The organism is Erwinia sp. QL-Z3 (assembly GCF_004551645.1).
GTDB lineage: Bacteria > Pseudomonadota > Gammaproteobacteria > Enterobacterales > Enterobacteriaceae > Erwinia > Erwinia billingiae.
This window is the reverse complement of the sequence record NZ_CP037950.1, coordinates 4,549,763-4,569,237: the sequence shown is the minus strand read 5'-3', so window position 1 is coordinate 4,569,237 and position 19,475 is coordinate 4,549,763. Positions and strand designations below refer to the sequence as shown.

The 19,475-nt window shown below is 53.0% G+C and carries 14 protein-coding genes; 10 read left to right on the top strand and 4 right to left on the bottom strand.

Annotated elements, in window-relative coordinates; translation table 11 throughout:
* Positions 1 to 8 precede the first annotated feature (8 nt).
* On the top strand, positions 9 to 971 hold the full coding sequence (locus E2F51_RS21950; RefSeq protein WP_134824947.1) for an aldo/keto reductase: 963 nt from the start codon (positions 9 to 11) through the stop codon (positions 969 to 971).
* Between the two features lie 2 nt (positions 972 to 973).
* Here E2F51_RS21950 and yegD read toward each other — a convergent pair whose 3' ends face one another.
* The 3 genes from yegD to E2F51_RS21935 all read right to left on the bottom strand — a co-directional run bounded on the left by yegD (position 974) and on the right by E2F51_RS21935 (position 5,826).
* Positions 974 to 2,326, bottom strand: coding sequence for a molecular chaperone (yegD, locus tag E2F51_RS21945; protein WP_134824572.1), 1,353 nt, complete (start codon positions 2,324 to 2,326; stop codon positions 974 to 976).
* A 93-nt stretch (positions 2,327 to 2,419) separates the two neighbouring features.
* Positions 2,420 to 5,029 (bottom strand): diguanylate cyclase, encoded by a 2,610-nt coding sequence (locus E2F51_RS21940; protein ID WP_134824571.1) that lies wholly within the window; start codon positions 5,027 to 5,029, stop codon positions 2,420 to 2,422.
* A 167-nt stretch (positions 5,030 to 5,196) separates the two neighbouring features.
* Positions 5,197 to 5,826: a phosphatase PAP2 family protein gene (locus tag E2F51_RS21935; RefSeq protein WP_242600671.1), complete on the bottom strand. Its 630-nt coding sequence runs from the start codon at positions 5,824 to 5,826 to the stop codon at positions 5,197 to 5,199.
* 288 nt (positions 5,827 to 6,114) lie between these two features.
* On the opposite strand from E2F51_RS21935, the gene udk reads away from it, so the two are divergent.
* From udk to asmA, 3 genes are read left to right on the top strand one after another with little or no spacing between them, the layout of a single operon-like run.
* Positions 6,115 to 6,756, top strand: a complete 642-nt coding sequence (gene udk / locus E2F51_RS21930; protein WP_013202964.1) for a uridine kinase — start codon at positions 6,115 to 6,117, stop codon at positions 6,754 to 6,756.
* Positions 6,757 to 6,775: 19 nt separating this feature from the next.
* The gene (gene dcd, locus E2F51_RS21925; protein ID WP_053144132.1) at positions 6,776 to 7,357 is read left to right on the top strand and encodes a dCTP deaminase; all 582 of its coding nucleotides are present in this window, start codon (positions 6,776 to 6,778) and stop codon (positions 7,355 to 7,357) included.
* A 60-nt stretch (positions 7,358 to 7,417) separates the two neighbouring features.
* Positions 7,418 to 9,262: an outer membrane assembly protein AsmA gene (gene asmA, locus E2F51_RS21920; RefSeq protein ID WP_134824570.1), complete on the top strand. Its 1,845-nt coding sequence runs from the start codon at positions 7,418 to 7,420 to the stop codon at positions 9,260 to 9,262.
* A gap of 18 nt (positions 9,263 to 9,280) precedes the next feature.
* Here asmA and E2F51_RS21915 read toward each other — a convergent pair whose 3' ends face one another.
* Positions 9,281 to 10,864, bottom strand: a complete 1,584-nt coding sequence (locus E2F51_RS21915; protein ID WP_134824569.1) for a TerC family protein — start codon at positions 10,862 to 10,864, stop codon at positions 9,281 to 9,283.
* An 805-nt stretch (positions 10,865 to 11,669) separates the two neighbouring features.
* Between E2F51_RS21915 and wbaP the strand changes: the two genes are divergently transcribed.
* The 6 genes from wbaP (at position 11,670) to E2F51_RS21885 (ending at position 19,475) form a co-directional block, all read left to right on the top strand.
* Entirely contained in the window at positions 11,670 to 13,103 is a 1,434-nt protein-coding gene (wbaP, locus tag E2F51_RS21910; RefSeq protein WP_013202960.1) for an undecaprenyl-phosphate galactose phosphotransferase WbaP, read from the top strand.
* A gap of 292 nt (positions 13,104 to 13,395) precedes the next feature.
* On the top strand, positions 13,396 to 14,529 hold the full coding sequence (locus E2F51_RS21905; RefSeq protein WP_041692064.1) for a polysaccharide export protein: 1,134 nt from the start codon (positions 13,396 to 13,398) through the stop codon (positions 14,527 to 14,529).
* Positions 14,530 to 14,544: 15 nt separating this feature from the next.
* Positions 14,545 to 14,979: a protein-tyrosine-phosphatase gene (locus tag E2F51_RS21900; protein WP_013202958.1), complete on the top strand. Its 435-nt coding sequence runs from the start codon at positions 14,545 to 14,547 to the stop codon at positions 14,977 to 14,979.
* A 12-nt stretch (positions 14,980 to 14,991) separates the two neighbouring features.
* Positions 14,992 to 17,175, top strand: a complete 2,184-nt coding sequence (locus E2F51_RS21895) for a polysaccharide biosynthesis tyrosine autokinase (protein WP_134824568.1) — start codon at positions 14,992 to 14,994, stop codon at positions 17,173 to 17,175.
* A 124-nt stretch (positions 17,176 to 17,299) separates the two neighbouring features.
* Positions 17,300 to 18,205, top strand: coding sequence for a glycosyltransferase family 2 protein (locus E2F51_RS21890; protein WP_013202956.1), 906 nt, complete (start codon positions 17,300 to 17,302; stop codon positions 18,203 to 18,205).
* A 136-nt stretch (positions 18,206 to 18,341) separates the two neighbouring features.
* On the top strand, positions 18,342 to 19,475 hold the full coding sequence (locus E2F51_RS21885) for an EpsG family protein (protein ID WP_041692063.1): 1,134 nt from the start codon (positions 18,342 to 18,344) through the stop codon (positions 19,473 to 19,475).

The window sequence follows — 19,475 nt, the reverse complement described above, 5'->3', positions numbered from 1 at the left end:
GAGTAATGATGAGTCAATCAGAGCACCGTTCACTGGGCCGCACCGGCATTCAGGTTCCTACCTTGACCTTTGGTGGCAACGTATTTGGCTGGACTGTCGATCAAAAAACGTCTTTCTCCCTGCTGGATGCGCTGGTCGAAAAAGGGCTGTATTTCATTGATACCGCTGATGTGTATTCCCGTTGGGCGCCGGGTAATGAAGGCGGCGAATCTGAAACCATTATTGGTAACTGGCTGAAGCAGAGCGGCAAACGCGACAAAATTGTGCTGGCGACCAAAGTTGGGATTGAGATGGGACCGGGGAAAACCGGGCTGTCACCGAAATACATTCGCCAGGCGATTGAAGACTCGTTGCGTCGCTTGCAAACCGACAGCATCGACCTGTATCAGGCACACCGCGACGACAGCGATACGCCGCTGCAGGAAACGCTGGCGACCTTTGATGCCTTAATTAAAGAAGGCAAAGTGCGGGCGATTGGTGCCTCCAACTATTCGGCAGAACGCCTGAGCGAAGCGCTGAAGGTCAGTGAGGATAATGGCTTCGCGCGTTATGAAACCTTGCAGCCTGAATACAATCTTTATGACCGTGAAGGCTATGAAAGTGGTCTTGAGCAGGTTGCCAAAGATAATGGCCTGGCGGTGATCAACTATTATTCGCTGGCCAGTGGTTTCCTCAGCGGGAAATACCGTAAGCCGGAAGATGCCAGTAAAAGTCAGCGTGGGGCAGGTGTGGTCGAGAAATATCTGAACGAGCGCGGCTTACGCATTATTAAGGCGCTGGATCAGGTGGCGGAATCAACCGGTTCAACTCCGACGCAGGTGGCTCTTGCCTGGCAGATTGCCCGCCCAAGTATCACCGCCCCAATCGTCAGCGTCACTTCGCTGACTCAGCTTGATGAGTTAACGAAAGCCGCCGCCCTCAAACTGAGCGACGACGACATCCGTGAACTGTCAGAAGCCAGCAGCTACTGAGCTTAGCGGAACATCACCTGCGCCCAACGGGCCAGACCGGCGGTGACGGAACCAAAGTCATCGCCGCTCGCCAGCGGAATGTCCGGCAGCTGCTGTTGCAGTGCCTGACGCAGCACCGGTGAACGGGCGCTACCGCCGGTCAGATAGATCACATCAGGACGGGTGCCGCTGGCATCCAGCGCCATTTTCACCTGTTCCTGAATCCGCTCCAGCGGCTGCGCAATCGCCGCTTCCAGCCCCTGAACACTTATCGCCGTCTCCAGCGACTGCTCAATAAAGGCCAGTTGCGTGCTGACCTCAGCGTGCTCAGACAGCGCAATTTTGCTCTCCTCAGCCGCACGCACCAGGCGATAGCCCAGACGTTGCTGCCAGACTTTCAGCAGACGCTTCACTTTCTCTGGCTCACGCGCATCGCGGATCAAATCCAGCAGCAGCTTTTTGCTGGCGGTGGCGTAAAAATCGCTTTGGGCAGGAACATCATTGATCGCCACGGCGTTCCACCACGGCAGAGCAGGAAGGGCAGTGCCTTTTTCCGTCGCGCCGCCTAATCCCAGCAGGGGCATCAGCTCCTTAAAGGCCAGCATGATATCCAGATCGTTCCCGCCAACGCGGCAACCGCTGTGGCCTAACAGGCTGGCACTGCGATCGGATTTGTCATGCCATTCCGGGCCCATCAGCAGCATTGAGCAGTCAGTGGTACCGCCGCCGATATCGACAACCAGCACGCGCGTCTCTTGTTTCAGCGTCGCTTCAAACTCCAGGCCTGCGGCAACTGGCTCAAACTGGAATTCCACGTCTTTAAAACCGGCACGGCTGGCGGCACGCGCCAGAATACCCTGCGCCTGACGGTTGGCTTCATCCCCGCCCAGGCCCTGGAAGTTGATCGGACGACCAATCACCGCCTGGGTGATGCTCTGATTCAGATTCTGTTCCGCCTTCTGACGGATGTGCAGCATCATGGCGCACACCAGATCCTCGAAGAATGCCACCTGCTGCGGCTTTAGCCCGTTGGCACCGAGGAAGGATTTCGGCGACTTAACGAACCAGACATCTTCCGGATCGGCCATATATTGCGCCAGCGACGCCAGTCCAAACTGGACGCTGTTGGGGGTGACCTCAATATCTTCTTCGCGGTTAAACGCCAGCGCACGGCGTAAAATGGCCTGGTTATCGGCTTCAGGCGTAGGCACCTGATGATGGCGGAATAACCACTCACTGACCGCATCGCGGGTCGGAGCACAAAGCATGGAGGGCAATAAGGTAGAACCTTGCTCCAGCGGCAGCAGTGCAGGCAAGCCGTCTTTCATAATGGCGACCGAGCAATTTGCTGTCCCGTAATCAAAGCCAATAAACATTTATCCCCCTCAGCTGGAAAAAAGGGGGCGACTTTAGCCCAGGCCCGCATGGAGAGCAAGAACCCATGCGCAATTTATCGCAAAGTGGCGGCACTAGGCCTGATCTTCGTGGTGATTGAGCTGCCAGGGATTGAGGGTGCGCAGGCGTTCCGGATCGTACACCGCCAACTGGCCACGCCCGTTGTGCTTGGCGCTGTAGCAGGCCAGATCTGCCTGAGCCAATACGTCGCTGACCGTATGGTTTTCCTTATTGAGTAAGGTGATCCCGGCGCTGGCACCGACGCGGTGCAGACGGCCTTCCCACAAGAAGTGATAGTCGTTCACCGCGTTGACGATGCGGGCAATCACTTCCTGCGCCTTATCCTGCGGGCAATCCAGCAACAGAATGCCAAACTCATCACCGCCCAGGCGGGCGAGGAAATCATTGCTGCGCAGATGGCGCTGCATCACGCCAGAAATTTCACGCAGCAAGGCATCGCCGGCGGCATGACCGGAGGTATCATTGACCGCTTTGAAGCGGTCCAGGTCGACAAACACCAGCGCATGATCTTTTTGCAACAGGCTTGGTGAGAGCAACAGGCTGTCGAGCCTCTGCTCAAAGCTGACGCGGTTGGGCAGGCTGGTCAGCACATCGTGGGAAGCGCTGTAGGTCAGACGACGCATCATTTCGCGCGAGGTGCTGACATCGCGTATCACCATCACGCTGCCGATGTTGTCACCTTCCAGCGTTTTCAACGGCATGATGCTGTAGTGGATATCGTACTGACGGCCCGCGCTGTTATGCAGCACCAGTTCCTGATCTAAATCCGGCGTAGATTTGGTTTGCGGCAGTTCACACAGCAGCAGACTTTCCAGCTGTGGGCCTTTGTGGCCCTGGGTGATGCGCAGAATATCGTTGAGCGGCTTGCCGACGGCATGTTCCTGCGCCCAGCCGGTCATGCTTTCAGCGACCGGGTTCATAAAGATGACCCGCATCTCTTCATCGGTACTGATCACCCCTTCACCGATCGCATCCAGCGTAATGTGCATGCGCTCTTTTTCCTGGTAGAGCGCATCGGTCAGCTGGCGGATAGCGGTGATATCCTGGTTAATTCCCAGCATACGTTCCACATCGCCTTTCTCATCCAGCACCATATTGGCCTGACTGCGGATGTAACGAAGGCCGTTATCGGTTTCAATACGGAATTCAATATCAATCGGTGAGGAGGTTTTTACCGCCGTATCGAAGGCATCAATCGCCGGCTGCCGATCGGCGGGCAGCAGGCTGTTAGCCCAGGTGAGATAGGTTGCCTGGCCATTTTCCGGCAGGTCATAAATGCGGAACATACGTTTGTCCCAGCTCATTTTGCCGGTCACCAGGCTCCATTCCCACACGCCAATGCCGCCCGCTTCATTCGCCAGCGTAATGCGCTGCATCAGGCGGCGGTTGACCTCTTCGGTGGTTTTCAGGTCGGTGATGTCTTCAATCTGCGAGATAAAATAGAGCGGCAGCTGCTCGCTGTCCCGCACCAGCGACACGGTGAGCCGCGCCCACAGAATCTGCTGATCCTTACGCAGATAGCGCTTTTCCATACTGTAGGTTTCAATGTCGCCCAGCAGCAGCGCGTTAAGCTGAAGCAGGTCCGCGTCAAGATCCTCCGGGTGGGTGATCTGCTGGAAATCCATCTTCTTCAGCTCTTTTTCCTGATAATCCAGCAGCTTGCAAAGGGATTTATTGACCTTCAGCCATTTACCTTCCGGCGAGACCAGCGCCATACCAATGGCAGAGAACTCCATCGCATGGCGAAAACGCGTTTCACTCTCCGAGATATGCTTTTTCTCTTCACGGAAGGAGTGCATCACCAGCGCCATCATATGGCTTGGGATCAACGCCATCAAGAACGGCAGCCAGACGGAACTGGCCAGCGGCCAGCGGCTGTTGAGCTGAATATCCAGTAACCCCAACGCCAGCATGACCGTCATCATCGACAGCGTGGCCAGGAACACCACAAAGGCCTCGAAGCGGGGCAGGCGCACGGCGCTGTAAAACAGCACCACAATCACAAAGGTGAACGGCCACGGCAGATAGCGCAGCGAGCAGTAACAGAGCACCAGCGTGACCAGCAGGGTCAGCAGCGTTTCAAACAGCACATTCTGATGACGGGCGCGTTGGAAATAATCGTTATTCCACAGCAGGCAAACCGGGCCCAGTGCCAGCATGCCAATCATTTCCGATACCACCCAGGTGGAGAAGAAGCGGAAGCTGCTGTGCCCTGAGCTGCTTAGCACCCAGGCCGCCAACAGGCCGCCCACCAGTGGGGTAAACATGCCCACCGTCACCATCATTTTGCTCCAGCTCATCAGGGAGCCAAGCGGCGACTGGCGATCGAGCATCACCCGCAGTAACGATCCGCCAATTATCGCCTGGGTCAGGTTGATCAGCGGATACTTGACGTTGGCGATCCCAGGACCGATCACCAGCGAGTTGGCGAGGGCAACGCCGATAAAACAGCTCAGTAAGGCCAGCGGCAAGGAGGCAATAGGAAGGCGAAAGATCACCATTGTCATCAGGGCCGTGGAGAACCACAGCGGGGAAATCTGGCCACTGACTTTGATCAGCTCTAAGCAGAACAGCGTTAACACAAAACTCAGGCCGCCCAGCATGAAGGTCTGAGGCCAGCGAAGGGTGATGCGCTTTACAGAAAAAAGGGTGTCAGTCGTCATTCAAAAATCCAGCATGGCGCCGGAGGTTTAGATCAACCGAAGGCGCAATCTACGTTACATCAGCGATGCTAACATAACCGTTTATGAATGCTTGCGGTAATTCAAAAGATAGCGGTATTCGGGCGATTGACCTGTGTTTTTTCGCCCGATTCCGCTTAATGGTGGGATTACTGACGGAGTTTGAGCAACTCAGCCCGGGTCCAGGCATGGTCGATACCGGAAAGCTGCACCGAAAAGCGCTGCAGGAACTGCTGGGTGGTCGCCAGGCGACCGTGGCTCATCAGCAGCAGTGGCAACAACAGCGCGATGCACAGCTGGGTGGCGGAAAATCCCTGCAGCTCCGAACGACGCTGGCTGACCAGGAACGCGGTACTCAAGGTAAAGCCCAGGATCAGACCGGCAACTACTTCGCTGGTGGAGTGGTAGTTCAGCACCAGACGGGAGGCGCCGACCATCAGCGGGATCAGGTAACCCACCACCACCGCGCAGGTGCGCCAGGCCGGCTTAAGACGGCCGCTGAGTAACCACAGCATGACCGGCCACAGAGTGGCGGACATGGCGCTGTGGCCGCTGAAGCCGGTGAAATTGAAGCGTGCGCTGCCAATGCCGTATCCGAGGAAGGCGATTTTAGACAGGCTGACGATGGCACCCGCGGCGCAAAAAGCCAGCGCCCAATACCAGACGGCGCGACGGTCGCTGTTTTTCCACGTAATCAGAATGGCCATAATCACCGCCGTGGGGATCAACAGCATGCTGTCGCCGAAATAAGTCAAAATATGCAAAATATGCCAGGACACCGTGTTTCCTTCTTACTGTGTTACCGAGCCGGGCCAGCGTGAGCAGGGACGGTATACAGATAACTTATTGATTATGCACTTCACGCCTGGCGAAAGCTGCCCGGCTTAAAATGTGAGCTTGGTCTCATTGTTACCAGTTTAACGGGCATTGCCAGGCACGGCTAACGGGAAAGTCCTAAAAGCATTTCCGCGCTTTTCTCTGGCATCAAACCCCCGAAATCCTTATAATTACGCGCGAAATCGTCCTCTCCTTTGTCTCAGACAACCAGTAATCAGGTCTTTAATTTTATGACTGACAAGTCGCACCAGTGCGTCATCGTAGGTATCGCCGGCGCATCTGCCTCGGGAAAAAGTCTTATCGCCAGCACACTGTATCGCGAAGTGCGCGAACGTGTGGGTGATGAAAATATTGGCGTTATCCCCGAGGATGCGTATTACAAAGACCAAAGCCATCTGACCATGGATGAGCGGGTCAAAACCAACTACGATCACCCCAGCGCGATGGATCATAGTCTGCTGCTGCAACATCTGCAGAAGCTGAAAGCCGGTGAAGCGATAGACCTGCCAGTATACAGCTATGTTGATCATACCCGTACTGCGCAGACTGTTCAGCTGAAGCCAAAAAAAGTCATCATCCTGGAAGGGATCCTGCTGCTGACCGACGCCCGTCTGCGCCAGGAGATGAACTTCTCTATCTTCGTCGATACGCCGCTGGATATCTGCCTGATGCGGCGTATGAAGCGCGATGTGAATGAACGTGGCCGCTCGATGGATTCGGTCATGGCGCAATATCAGAAAACCGTTCGTCCGATGTTCCTGCAGTTCATCGAACCTTCCAAACAGTATGCTGACATTATCGTGCCTCGCGGCGGAAAAAACCGCATCGCCATCGATATTCTGAAGGCCAAGATCAATCAATTCTTCGAATAGCCGACAGGGAATTTTATCCATGAGATTATGCGACCGCGATATTGAAGCCTGGCTGGACAATGGCCAGCTGGAGATCACCCCACGTCCACCGGTGGAACGCATTAACGGTGCGACCGTTGATGTGCGTCTGGGGAATCAGTTCAGAACCTTCCGCGGGCACACCGCGGCCTTTATCGATCTCAGTGGTCCAAAGGATGAAGTCAGTGCGGCGCTGGATCGCGTGATGAGTGACGAGATTGTCCTGCCGGAAGGCGAGGCGTTCTTCCTGCATCCGGGCGAACTGGCGCTGGCCGTGACGCTGGAGTCGGTCACGCTGCCGGATAATCTGGTAGGCTGGCTGGACGGACGCTCCTCTCTGGCGCGTCTTGGGCTGATGGTTCACGTCACGGCTCACCGCATCGATCCGGGCTGGCAGGGCCGAATTGTGCTGGAGTTCTATAATTCAGGTAAGCTGCCTCTGGCACTGCGTCCGGGTATGCTGATCGGCGCACTGAGTTTTGAACCGCTGTCCGGCCCGGCTGCGCGGCCGTATAACCGCCGCACCGATGCCAAATACAAAGGGCAGCAGGGCGCGGATGCCAGCAGGATCGACAAAGATTAGAATAATCTGGCCCGTCAGCGTCTTGCCACTGGGTAACCGTGACGGGAATAAGGGGAAGGCATGAGACGATTTATTACCACGCTGGCTATTTTGCTGGTGGTAATTGTGGCCGGAATGACTGCGCTGGTGTTATTGGTTAATCCCAACGATTTTCGCGGTTACATGGCTCAGCAGGTTGAGCAGCGCAGCGGCTACCGTTTAGCGCTCAATGGCGATCTGCGCTGGCATGTCTGGCCGCAGCTGAGCATTCTTTCCGGTCAGATGACGCTGACCGCGCCGGGTGCCAAACAGCCGGTGGTCAGCGCCAGCAACATGCGTCTTGATGTCAGTCTTCTTCCGCTTATTTCTCACCAGCTGTCGGTGAAGCAGGTGATGCTGAAAGGGGCGGTGTTCAATCTCACCCCGGACAGCGAAGCGCAACGTCCGGCTAATGCGCCCGTCGGCCCGGCGGGGAACAACCCGGACGAAGGCGTGACCCATGGCTGGAAGTTTGATATTGCCGAACTGCGCATTGCCGACAGTTTGCTGATCTGGCAACAGGATAACGGCGAGCAGCTCAATCTTCGTGATCTCAACCTTCAGCTATCCCAGGACAGTAAGCGTCAGGCGCACATTGAGCTGAGCAGCCGTATCAATCGCGATCAGCGCGAACTGCTGCTCAACCTCAACAGCGATCTGGACGTCAGCCGCTATCCTCAGCATCTCACCGCCGCCATCAATCAGCTGGATTACCAGATGACCGGTGCCGACCTGCCGAAAGACGGGCTGAAAGGGCAGATGAAAATGCAGGCCGAGTGGGCGGGAGATAATCAGGCCTTTAGCCTGAAAAATCTCTCACTGACCGCCAATGACAGCCAGCTTGATGGCAGCGCCAGCGGCATGCTCGGCGCCCGTCCGCAGCTGAATGTCGACCTGCACTCACCGTTGCTCAATATGGACTCCTTATTGGGTCTGGAGCCGGACAGTGCCGACGGTGGCCAGACGGTCCAGGCGCAACGTTCGGGCCCTGGCCCGGTCATTTCCCGCCCGGTTGAGCATGATAATGCTAATTCGCCGCTCAATGCGATGGACGGCAACGTTGCGCTAACGGTCGATAAAATGCGCTGGCGGGGCATGGATTTCGATCAGGTTAATCTGCGTGCGTCGAGTAAAGGTGGCTTGCTGAATCTGGCGACCTTAAGCGGTAAAGCCGGCAGCGGTGACTTCTCTCTGCCAGGCAGTATTGATGTGCGCACGGCTGAGACGATGGTTAAGTTGCAGCCGACGTTAAAAAACATTGCCGTGGCACCGCTGCTGAAAGCCTTTGCTCTGCCAGCTTCCCTTAGCGGCGATCTGTCGCTGGCCGGAAACTTCAGCGGCTCTGGCCTGACGGTGCCTTCCTTTAAGCAGGCCTGGCAGGGTAACGCTGAGCTGACGCTGGATAATGCCCAGATGGCCGGGCTTAACTTCCAGCAGATGATCCAGCGCGCGGTAGAAAGAAACAGTAATCGGGTTCGTGGGCCGGCCGATGCGGCGAAGGAAAACAATCTGCAGCAGATTAAAGGTAACGCCTCGCTCAATAACGGCTTACTGACCTTCCCTGGATTGCAGGGACACTCCTCGATGCTGGATTACAGCGGCAAAGGGCAGGTCAACCTGGCGAGCCAGCAGGCGGACATGACCTTCGGTGTAACGGTGACGAATGGCTGGCAGGGCGATGATGAGCTGGTGAAACGCCTGCAGTCGACGCCGGTGCCATTGCGCATTTACGGGCCGTGGTCTGGGCTGAACTACTCATTACAGGTCGACCAGGTGCTGCGCCAGCAGCTGCAGGATGAAGCGAAAAAACGGCTACAGCAGTGGTCGGATCGTAACAAGAGCAGCGATAAAAACAGCTCAGTACAGAAACTGCTTAAAGACATGTAGCAGGAGCCGGGAAGTTGCTCAGACTTCGTAATCCGGCTCTTCAGTCACCGCCAACGGAATGATTTGCACTTTCTGGACGCGGTGGCTGTCTACCTGCAACGTACGGAACAGGAAATCCCCCACCTGAATCTCTTCCCCTTGCTGCGGCACCCGCTGCATATGCTCCATCAGTAACCCTGCCAGCGTGTGATATTCCCGCTTCTCATTCAGCGGTAACTCCAGATACATCACCAGGTCGTCCAGCGGCATATGGCCATTAGCCGTCCAGCTGCCGTCGGTATTTTGCTGAATGTCGTAGCGCGGATCGATCGCTTCACCTTCATTAGGCAGGTTGCCGGCGATGGTTTCCATCACGTCACTCAATGTCACGACCCCTTCCACCGAGCCAAACTCATCCACCACAAAGGCGAAATGCGTCCGTGCGGTGCGAAATTGCTCCAGCGCGGGCAGTAAGGTGAGCTGTTCGGGGAACACCAGGGGCTGGCGGATCAACGCCCTGATATCCAGACTGTCCCCGTGCAGGGACTGTTTCAGCAGGTCGATAACGTGTACCACGCCAAGTGGATCGTCACTGTTATCGGTCACTACGATGCGCGTATGTTGATTCAGGTCGAGCAGTGACATGATTTTCTCAGGCGACTCGCTGAGGTCCACATGCTCAACATCATGGCGCGAGGTCATGATGCTGCTGACCGTGCGCTGGCCCATGCCGAGCACCCGCGCAATCATCATCCGCTCCTGCTTATTGAAAATCGCCTGGCTTTCAATATTGTCGGCCACCAGTGCCGAGGTCTGCGAGTCCAGTTCGGCCGGTTCATGATTGCCGCGTAATAAACGCAGCACCGCTTCTGCGGTTCTCTTCCTTAATGGCGAGGTCGATGAAAGGAAGCGGCGACGGTTAAATTGCGCCAGCTGATTCAGCGCTTCGATGATGATTGAGAAGCCAATCGCGGCATAAAGGTAGCCTTTTGGAATTTCATAGCCAAAACCGTCGGCGACCAGGCTGAAACCAATCATTAGCAGGAAGCTAAGGCAGAGGATGACGATCGTCGGGTGTCCATTAACAAATCTTGTTAATGGTTTGCTGGCCAGAAGCATCAGGAAGATGGCCACAATCACCGCGGCCATCATCACCGCGAGGTGATCAACCATGCCGACGGCAGTGATCACCGAGTCCAGTGAAAACACCGCATCCAGGACCACTATTTGCGCGACAACCGGCCAAAATTTAGCACCACGCTTTTGTGGGTTTTCATCCTCATCCTTGCCTTCCAACCGCTCGTTCAATTCCATGGTGGCTTTGAACAGTAAGAAGATCCCGCCAATCAGCATGATCAGGTCACGTGCACTGAAAGGGTGCCCGATCAGTGTGAAAAGCGGCGTAATAAGGGAGGAGATCCAGGAGATAGATGCCAGCAGCAGCAACCGCATCACTAATGCCAGCAGCAGGCCGGTGACACGGGCTCTGTCGCGCAGGGCAGGGGGGAGTTTTTCCGCCAGGATGGCGATAAAGACAAGATTATCAATCCCCAGGACCAGTTCTAAAACGATAAGGGTGACCAGGCCAGCCCAGATAGAGGGATCGGCGATCCATTCGAACATTACGCACACACCTGCAAAGATTGAAACAGTTGAGATGATGATAGTGAATCGGCAGCGATTCAACAAATAATCGGAAGAGTCAGCTGAAGTGAAAGCTCAGTTTATCGTCACTGGCGGGATAATCATCAAATGAATTTACTAAGATAAATCCGGAGTATTTTGCTGCCGGAGTTTTCAAGACTATTCGCATAGGTTGTGAGCGGAAATTCGGTGATACTTCTCGGCTGACGCAATCCGTTCAGGATTAATCTTAAGAGATCGAATTAATCTGAATTTTATCCAGAAGGTGGAGAGTGTATGCAAGGTATAGACTGGAACGAAAGGTAGTCTTAATCCTAAAAGACAGTGCGGGCAGGGACAGCCTCTTGTAAACAGGCCAGTAATAACTAGTATAGCAACGTGTTAGTAAATGTCTGCGTTAATGACGCAATTTGCGCAGTAACGGCGTCTTAATCTCTTTTTATGTGAACAGCAACACGTTAAGACGGCAAACACGTTAGCCTGAGCCCGGAGAGGACAGGATAAAAACAACAAGGTAAAGCAGCGTTACAGCGCATTGGCAGCTACAAGCCAGGGGCGGTAGCGTGCCAGACCAGGAATGGGCGGGCAAGCTGGGGTGTCACTACCGTTGTTGTTGATTTTACATGTCAATTCTCTTGTCGCTCTGCCAGTTACGATGACCTTTAACACGACTCCCAAATACGTTTCCTGTGTAATAAATGACGTGAGTAAAAAACACGCAATTATTTTCAGTGGTGGAAATTAATAAATCACAGGCTTCCGAAGAAAAAATTAAGAGTTAACTATGCGCGATATAGAGTTCACCTTTAAAGGATTGTTAATTAAACTATCACTGGCACTTTCAGATTTAGTCTTTTTTAATGCCTCTTTGTTTATTGCAATCTTGTTGATTAATGCATTGCCCGGAAATCTTCTGAGCGATATTTCTCTACAAGCGCTGCAGTTAAAAATAGCGACACACATTATTCTCTCTGTGGTCTGTATCTTTTGGTTCTGGGTTCGCCAGCGCCACTATACTTATCGCAAGCCATTCTGGTTTGAGTTAAAAGAAATATTCAGAACTATTCTGATTTTCTCGGTGATCGACCTGTCGATTACCGCATTATCCAAATGGGAAATGTCCCGTTGGATTTGGGTCACAACCTGGATTCTGGCGTTAATCTTAATTCCAATTGGCCGCGCCATCGTGAAGCGTATTCTTAACCACTACGGTCTGTGGAAAAGACAAACGATTATTATCGGTAGCGGCAAAAACGCCGAAGAAGCCTACCTGGCGCTGCAAAGCGAAGAGGTGATGGGTTTCGATGTTGTGGCCTTCTACGATGTTGATGGCGGTACGCCAGCCCCAGCCTTATTTGGTATTCCTGTCGTCCGCGAAGAGAATGCGCTGTGGCAGCTGGTGAACGGCGACACGCAGTTTATCGTGGCCGTTGAATATGAGCAGAGTCAGTTCCGCGATTTGTGGCTGAAAAATCTGGCGAAACATAACTGCCGTTCCGTTTCCGTGATACCTTCATTACGCGGCGTTCCGCTATATGGCACGGATATGGCATATATCTTCAGCCACGAAGTGATGATCCTGCGCGTCAGTAATAACCTGGCAAAGCGCACCTCACGCATCGTGAAACGCGCGTTCGACATTATCGGTGCGCTGGGCATCATCACCATGTTAATGCCTGCGCTGGCGGTACTGATCTTTATGGTAGCGCGCGATGGCGGCAACCCGATTTATGGTCACGAACGTGTAGGTATGAACGGCCGTAAATTCAAATGCCTTAAGTTCCGCTCTATGTGCGTTAACTCCAAAGAAGTGCTGGAGGAAGTGCTGCGCACCGACCCGATTGCCCGGGCCGAGTGGGATAAAGACTTCAAACTGAAAAACGACCCGCGTATTACGCGTATTGGTCACTTTATTCGTAAAACCAGCCTTGATGAACTGCCGCAGTTGTGGAATGTGGTTCGCGGTGAAATGAGTCTGGTGGGTCCGCGTCCGGTCATTGAAGATGAGCTGGAGCGTTACGCGGGTGATGTGGATTACTACTTTATGGCGAAACCTGGCATGACCGGCTTGTGGCAGGTGAGTGGCCGTAATGATGTTGATTACGAAACTCGTGTTTACTTTGACTCCTGGTACGTAAAAAACTGGTCACTGTGGAACGATATCGCCATTCTTTTCAAAACGGTTGGTGTGGTTTTGAAACGTGATGGGGCTTATTGACAGGGGCGTCGTCCCGTCAAAACGGGGCGGGCGTTGTCGGCTCGTCCCGGTATTAAAGAGTGTCTTTTGACTGCTAACTGTCATTGACTTGCGAGCTAAACAAACTTTTTTTTGATGAATGTTAAGCGTCGGCTTTAATCAATCCGGCAAGACATAAAAAAGGATAGGGAGTTAAAGATAATGACTGACAGTTACAGTGCTTGAACAGTTGCTTCACCTTATTCATTTTGCATGACGCTACACAGCGGCGGACTCGCCACTATCAATCAATTTACTGATAGCGAAGAACCAGATGATCACAATCAAAACGAAATTGATACCCCTGATGGTATCGGCAGCACTCCTTTCCGGATGTACCATCGCTCCGGGTAGTAACCTTTCCACCAGCGGAAAAGATGTCATTAAGCAGCAGGATAGTGACTTCGATATTGATAAATACGTCAACGTCTTTCCTATGACCCCAGGTCTGGTTGAGCAAATGCGACCAACGCCTGTCGTTGCGCAGCCTAACCCAAGCCTGCAGAACGAATTGCAGAACTATGAATACCGCATTGGTGTGGGCGATGTATTGACCGTCACCGTGTGGGATCACCCTGAACTGACTACGCCAGCTGGCCAGTACCGCAGCGCGAGCGATACCGGTAACTGGGTACATTCAGACGGCACCATCTTCTATCCGTACATTGGCCGCGTTCGCGTTGCCACCCGCACGGTGCAGGAAGTGCGTGATGAGATTTCTCGTCGTCTGGCGCAGTACATCGAAAGCCCGCAGGTCGATGTCAGCGTAGCGTCATTTAAATCGCAAAAAGCCTACGTGACGGGCGAAGTGACCACCTCCGGTCAGCAGCCAATCACCAACGTACCGTTAACTATCCTTGATGCCATTAACGCCGCAGGCGGTCTGACTGCTACGGCCGACTGGCGTAACGTTGTGCTGACGCACAACGGTCGAGAGATGCCTATCTCACTGCAGGCGCTGATGCAAAATGGCGACCTGTCCCAGAACCATCTGCTCTATCCGGGCGACATTCTCTACGTTCCACGCAACGACGATCTGAAAGTCTTTGTAATGGGCGAAGTGAAACAGCCTGCCACCCTGAAAATGGACCGCAGCGGCATGACGCTGGCGGAAGCGCTGGGCACTGCTCAGGGGATGGATCAGACCGTGGCCGATGCCACCGGCGTATTCGTAATCCGCCCTATCAAAGGCAACAATCGTAAGAAGATTGCGAATATCTATCAGCTGAATACCAAAGACGCTTCGGCGATGGTCATGGGCTCTGAGTTCCAACTGCAGCCTTACGACATCGTTTACGTTACGGCAACGCCTCTGGCACGTTGGAACCGCGTAATTTCGCAGCTGGTCCCAACCATCAGTGGCCTCTACGACGCAACACGTAACGTCCAGACGATTCACAACTGGTAATGACCGGGGAACATTATGATTAATTCAATCTTAGTGGTCTGTGTCGGAAACATCTGCCGCTCTCCCACCGGGGAGCGGTTACTCAAATCGGCATTGCCAGATAAAAAAATCGCTTCAGCCGGGCTCGGTGCCATGGTGGGCGAGGCAGCCGATGGGACAGCAAGCAGCGTGGCCGATCAACATGGGGTCTCACTGGATGGGCACGTCGCCCAACAGCTGACCTCAGGCATGTGCCGGGATTACGATCTGATCCTGGTGATGGAAAAGAAACATGTCGATTTGGTCAACCGCATCAACCCTTCCGTACGTGGCAAGACCATGTTATTTGGCCACTGGCTTAACCAACAGGAAATAGCGGATCCCTATAAGAAAAGCCGCGAAGCCTTTGAAGCCGTGTACGGAATACTCGAAAACGCTGCCCAGAAATGGGTCAACGCATTAAGCCGATAGTTGAGAATATCCATGAATATAAAAAGTAAGGCACCGTCCGCGCAAAAAGACGATTCCAATGGATGGGATCTGGCGCATCTTGTGGGACAACTGGTAGACCATCGTTGGGTAATTGTGGCTGTCACAGCGCTTTTTATGTTGTTAGGGACCCTTTATAGCCTGTTCGCCACGCCTATCTATAGTGCGGATGCGATGGTGCAGGTAGAGAATAAAAACCCGAACACCGTGCTGAACGACCTGACCCAAATGATGCCAAACGCGCAGCCAACGTCTGACACGGAAGTGCAGATTGTGACTTCACGTATGGTTATCGGCAAAACGGTTCATGACCTGGGTCTGGACGTGCTGGTACAGCAGAACTACCTGCCGGTGATTGGCCAGGGCCTGTCACGTATGGCGGGTAACAAGCCGGGTACGCTGGACGTGCCGTTGCTGACCGTACCGATGGACTGGGAAAAACGTAACGTTGAAATCGAAGTCAACGGCCCGGACAGCTACACCGTCAGCAAAGATGGTGACGAGCTGTTTAAAGGCAAAGTGGGTGAGGTAGAAAACCAGAAAGGCGTAACCATTATGGTTAAAGCCATTCAGGGTATTGATGCCGGCACCACGTTCACCGCGACCAAGCTTTCTGAGCTGCAGGCTATCAAGATGGTTAACGATAACCTGAACGTTGCGGATAAAGGCAAAGACACCGGCGTGCTGGGTCTGGTTTACAACGGTGAGGATCCGGTACAGATCAGCAAGGTGCTGAACCAGATTATCACCAACTATGTTGGCCAGAACGTTGAGCGTAAATCTGAAGAAGCTGAGAAAAGTCTGATCTTCCTGAAGAAGCAGCTGCCGGATGTGCGTGGCAAGCTGGACGCTGCAGAAGACAAGCTGAATACCTATCGTCGTGCGAATGACTCGGTGGATATGTCGTTGGAAGCGAAATCTGCGCTGGACTCTTCTGTCAGCATCCAGACTCAGCTGAACGAACTGACCTTCCGTGAAGCCGAAGTGTCTCAGCTGTTTAAGAAAGATCACCCGACTTACCGCGCGCTGTTAGAAAAACGCCAGACGCTGTTGGAGGAGCAGAAAAAGCTGAACACCAAAATCGGCCAGATGCCGCAGACCCAGCAGGATATCGTGCGTCTGACGCGTGATGTGCAGGCCGGTCAGGAAATCTACATGCAGCTGTTGAACCGTCAACAGGAACTGAACATCAGCAAAGCCAGTACCGTGGGTGACGTTCGCATCGTAGACACCGCCGAAACCGCCGGTAGCCCGGTTGCACCTAAGAAAATGCTGCTGATTTTAGCCAGCATGATTCTGGGCCTGATGTTCTCCGTTGGCTATATCGTGCTGAAAGCGATGTTCCACCACGGTATCGACCGTCCGGATCAGCTGGAAGAGTTGGGCATGAGCGTTTACGCCAGCGTCCCACTGTCCGAATGGCAGCGTAAGAAGGATGCTGAAGCGCTCACCAAACGTAATGTGCAGGGCAAAACTGACCCACACAACACGCTGCTGGCGCTGGGCAATCCAACTGACCTGTCCATTGAAGCGATTCGTAGCCTGCGTACCAGCCTGCACTTCGCGATGATGGAAGCCAAAAACAACATCCTGATGATCACCGGTGCCAGCCCGGGTATTGGTAAAACCTTTATCTGTGCCAACCTGGCAACCCTGGTGGCGAAAGCCGGTCAGAAAGTGCTGTTCATCGATGGTGACATGCGTCGTGGTTATACCCACGAACTGTTAGGCGCCAGCGGTAAAGTCGGTCTGTCTAACGTGCTGTCTGGCAAAACGCCATTCACCACTGACCTGGTACAGCGCGGCGACTTCGGCTTTGATTTCATTCCACGCGGTCAGGTTCCGCCAAACCCTTCAGAACTGTTGATGCACAGCCGCATGAACGACCTGCTGGAGTGGGCAAGCAAGAACTACGATCTGGTGCTGATTGATACCCCACCAATCCTCGCCGTTACCGATGCCTCTATTATCGGTAAGCTGGCAGGCACTTCACTGATGGTGGCTCGCTTTGAGACCAACACGCTGAAAGAAGTGGATATCAGTTACAAGCGCTTTGCACAGAATGGTATTGAAATTAAGGGCGTGATCCTTAACGCCGTGGTACGTAAAGCCTCCAATGCCTATGGCTACGGTTATGACTATTACGATTACCAGTACAAGCAGGATGCGAAAAGCTAAGTAATAAAGAAGAACCTTTTCGCTTTGACCGGGAAAGGTTCTTTTAATTTGCTCCCCTTGAGCCGCAGGGCAGGGGAGTTATTCGTTAGGCCGTTTCATCTGGACGTTTAAAAGGTGCCTGATAATGAAGGATATTTTCTTTTCGATTGTCATTCCTGCATACAATGCATCCGAATCAATTGTCACCACGCTCGACTGCGTAGCTGCGCAAACCTACCAAAACTTTGAAGTGATCATCATTGATGATAAATCCGCTGATGCTGAGCAACTGGCGGAAGTGGTGAAGGCAGAGAAATATAGCCAGCTGAAGATTAATCTGGTGCTGTCGCAGGAGAAGCTGAACGGATCCGGTGCCCGTAATAAAGGTATCGAACTGGCGACCGGCGATTACATCAGCTTCCTCGATGCGGATGATGAGTGGCATAAAGACAAGCTGCTTGAGTCACTGAAAGAGATTCAAAAGCTGGAAGCGCAGGGCAAACAGAAGTTTATTATTTTCAGCCAGGTGAACATCGTTCAGGACGGAAGTTTCCTGAAGGTGATGCCAATGCAGCCGGTAGCGCGGACCGAAACCGTTGCTGAATATCTGTTCGGTTGCTACGGCTTTATTCAGACCAGCACCATTGTGCTGAAGCGTGAGTATGCTGAAGACATTAAATTTGACCCGAAGTACATCCGTCATCAGGATTACGATTTCTGCATTCGTGCCGATAAAAAGGGCTATGAATTTGTGATGATTGCCCAGCCGCTGGCTAACTACCATTTGGTGACCAAATTTGGTTCCAAGCACAAAGGTGAGTCGGTCAAGTATTCTGAATTCTGGCTGGATAACATGAAGCCTTACCTGACGCAGCGCGATATCAATACTTACCGCGCCTACAAGCTGCCGCTTCGCTACAAGATGGATGGCAAGTCGCTGCATGCCAGCGTCAGCTTTATGCGTTACTTTTTCCTGACCAATAAAGATAACCGCACCTATTTCATCAATCGCCTGAAAGACAAATTCAAAGAGCGACTGGGAAACAAGTAAACCGGCAACAGAACACGGAAACGTCTCGTTGTGGGCAATTTTACCCTGTTGGGATGAGCAACTACACACTGCAAGTTTTACCCATAAAATCTAAGAAAATTTGTATATTAAGCTGGAAAATATAAGGAAAGCTTAAATGTCTCCATACTGGTATATTTCAGGGTTTATCGCATTACTTTCAATACTGGAAGTTATTACGAAGGGGAATAACAATAGTCAAAAAATCTCCACGTACCTGTTTCTGATTTGCGTTCTGGTTCTGATTGTCTTTGGCGGTATCCGCGGACTCGGAACGGGAATGGATGACTATCAGTACCGCAGTTTCTATCATGACTTCCTGCAACGTATTGAAGTGAACGGCGTCTGGCAGACCATTGCCTTCTTCCGTTATGAGCCGTTGACCTTTGTTATCGCCTTTATTGCCAGTGTGGTATCGAAAAACGCCGATATTCTGATTTTCATCTACTGCGCAATCTCGGTCTCGATCAACGCCGCATTCTTTAAAAGGCTTTCTCCGTACCCGATCCTGACGCTGGCGTTGTACTCAGCGCATATCTTTATCAACAAAGATATGAACCAGATCCGCTTCGGACTTAGCTCGGCCTTTTTCCTCGGCTTTGTCTATTTCCTGTTTACCGGCGAGAAGATGTGGGCGTTTGCCTTCTTCCTGCTGTCGTTCTTCAGCCATAACACCGCGGTCATTGCCGTCACCATTATTCCGTTCCTGTTTATCAGAAAGTCGCCGTTTATTCCGATCATGATTATTCTGGTCAGCGTGCCGTTGTCCAAAGTCGGCGGGAATAACTTTGTTCAGCTGATCTCCTCGCATCTCGGGGGGCTGGGACAACGTGCGGCGGACTACAGTAACGGGGATTCGACCGAGCCGACGTCGGTATTCTCGATCGCTAACTTTAAGAACATCATTCTGGTCTTTGTCTTCTGCTACTTTATGTTGTCAAGAAAGTTGAAAGAGACCGACTGGCAGGCATACAGCTTTAACTACCTGATCATCCTGATTTTCTCAATCGGTGGTGCGGTCAGGATCTTCTTCTATGACTATCCGTCAGGCGCGCGTTTGTCGAACTACCTGTTGCAGGTTGAACCGATCGTGCTGGCCACGCTGGTGTTCTACGCCAAAAGGGTACTGAAGCTGCCGGTTTATATGATGGTGTTATTGATCGTCGCGTATTACCTCTACTACAACACCATCCAGGTGAAGCAGGCCGTCGTGGGTTACACCGTTTCTGATACCTTCCGTCTGACCAACTAA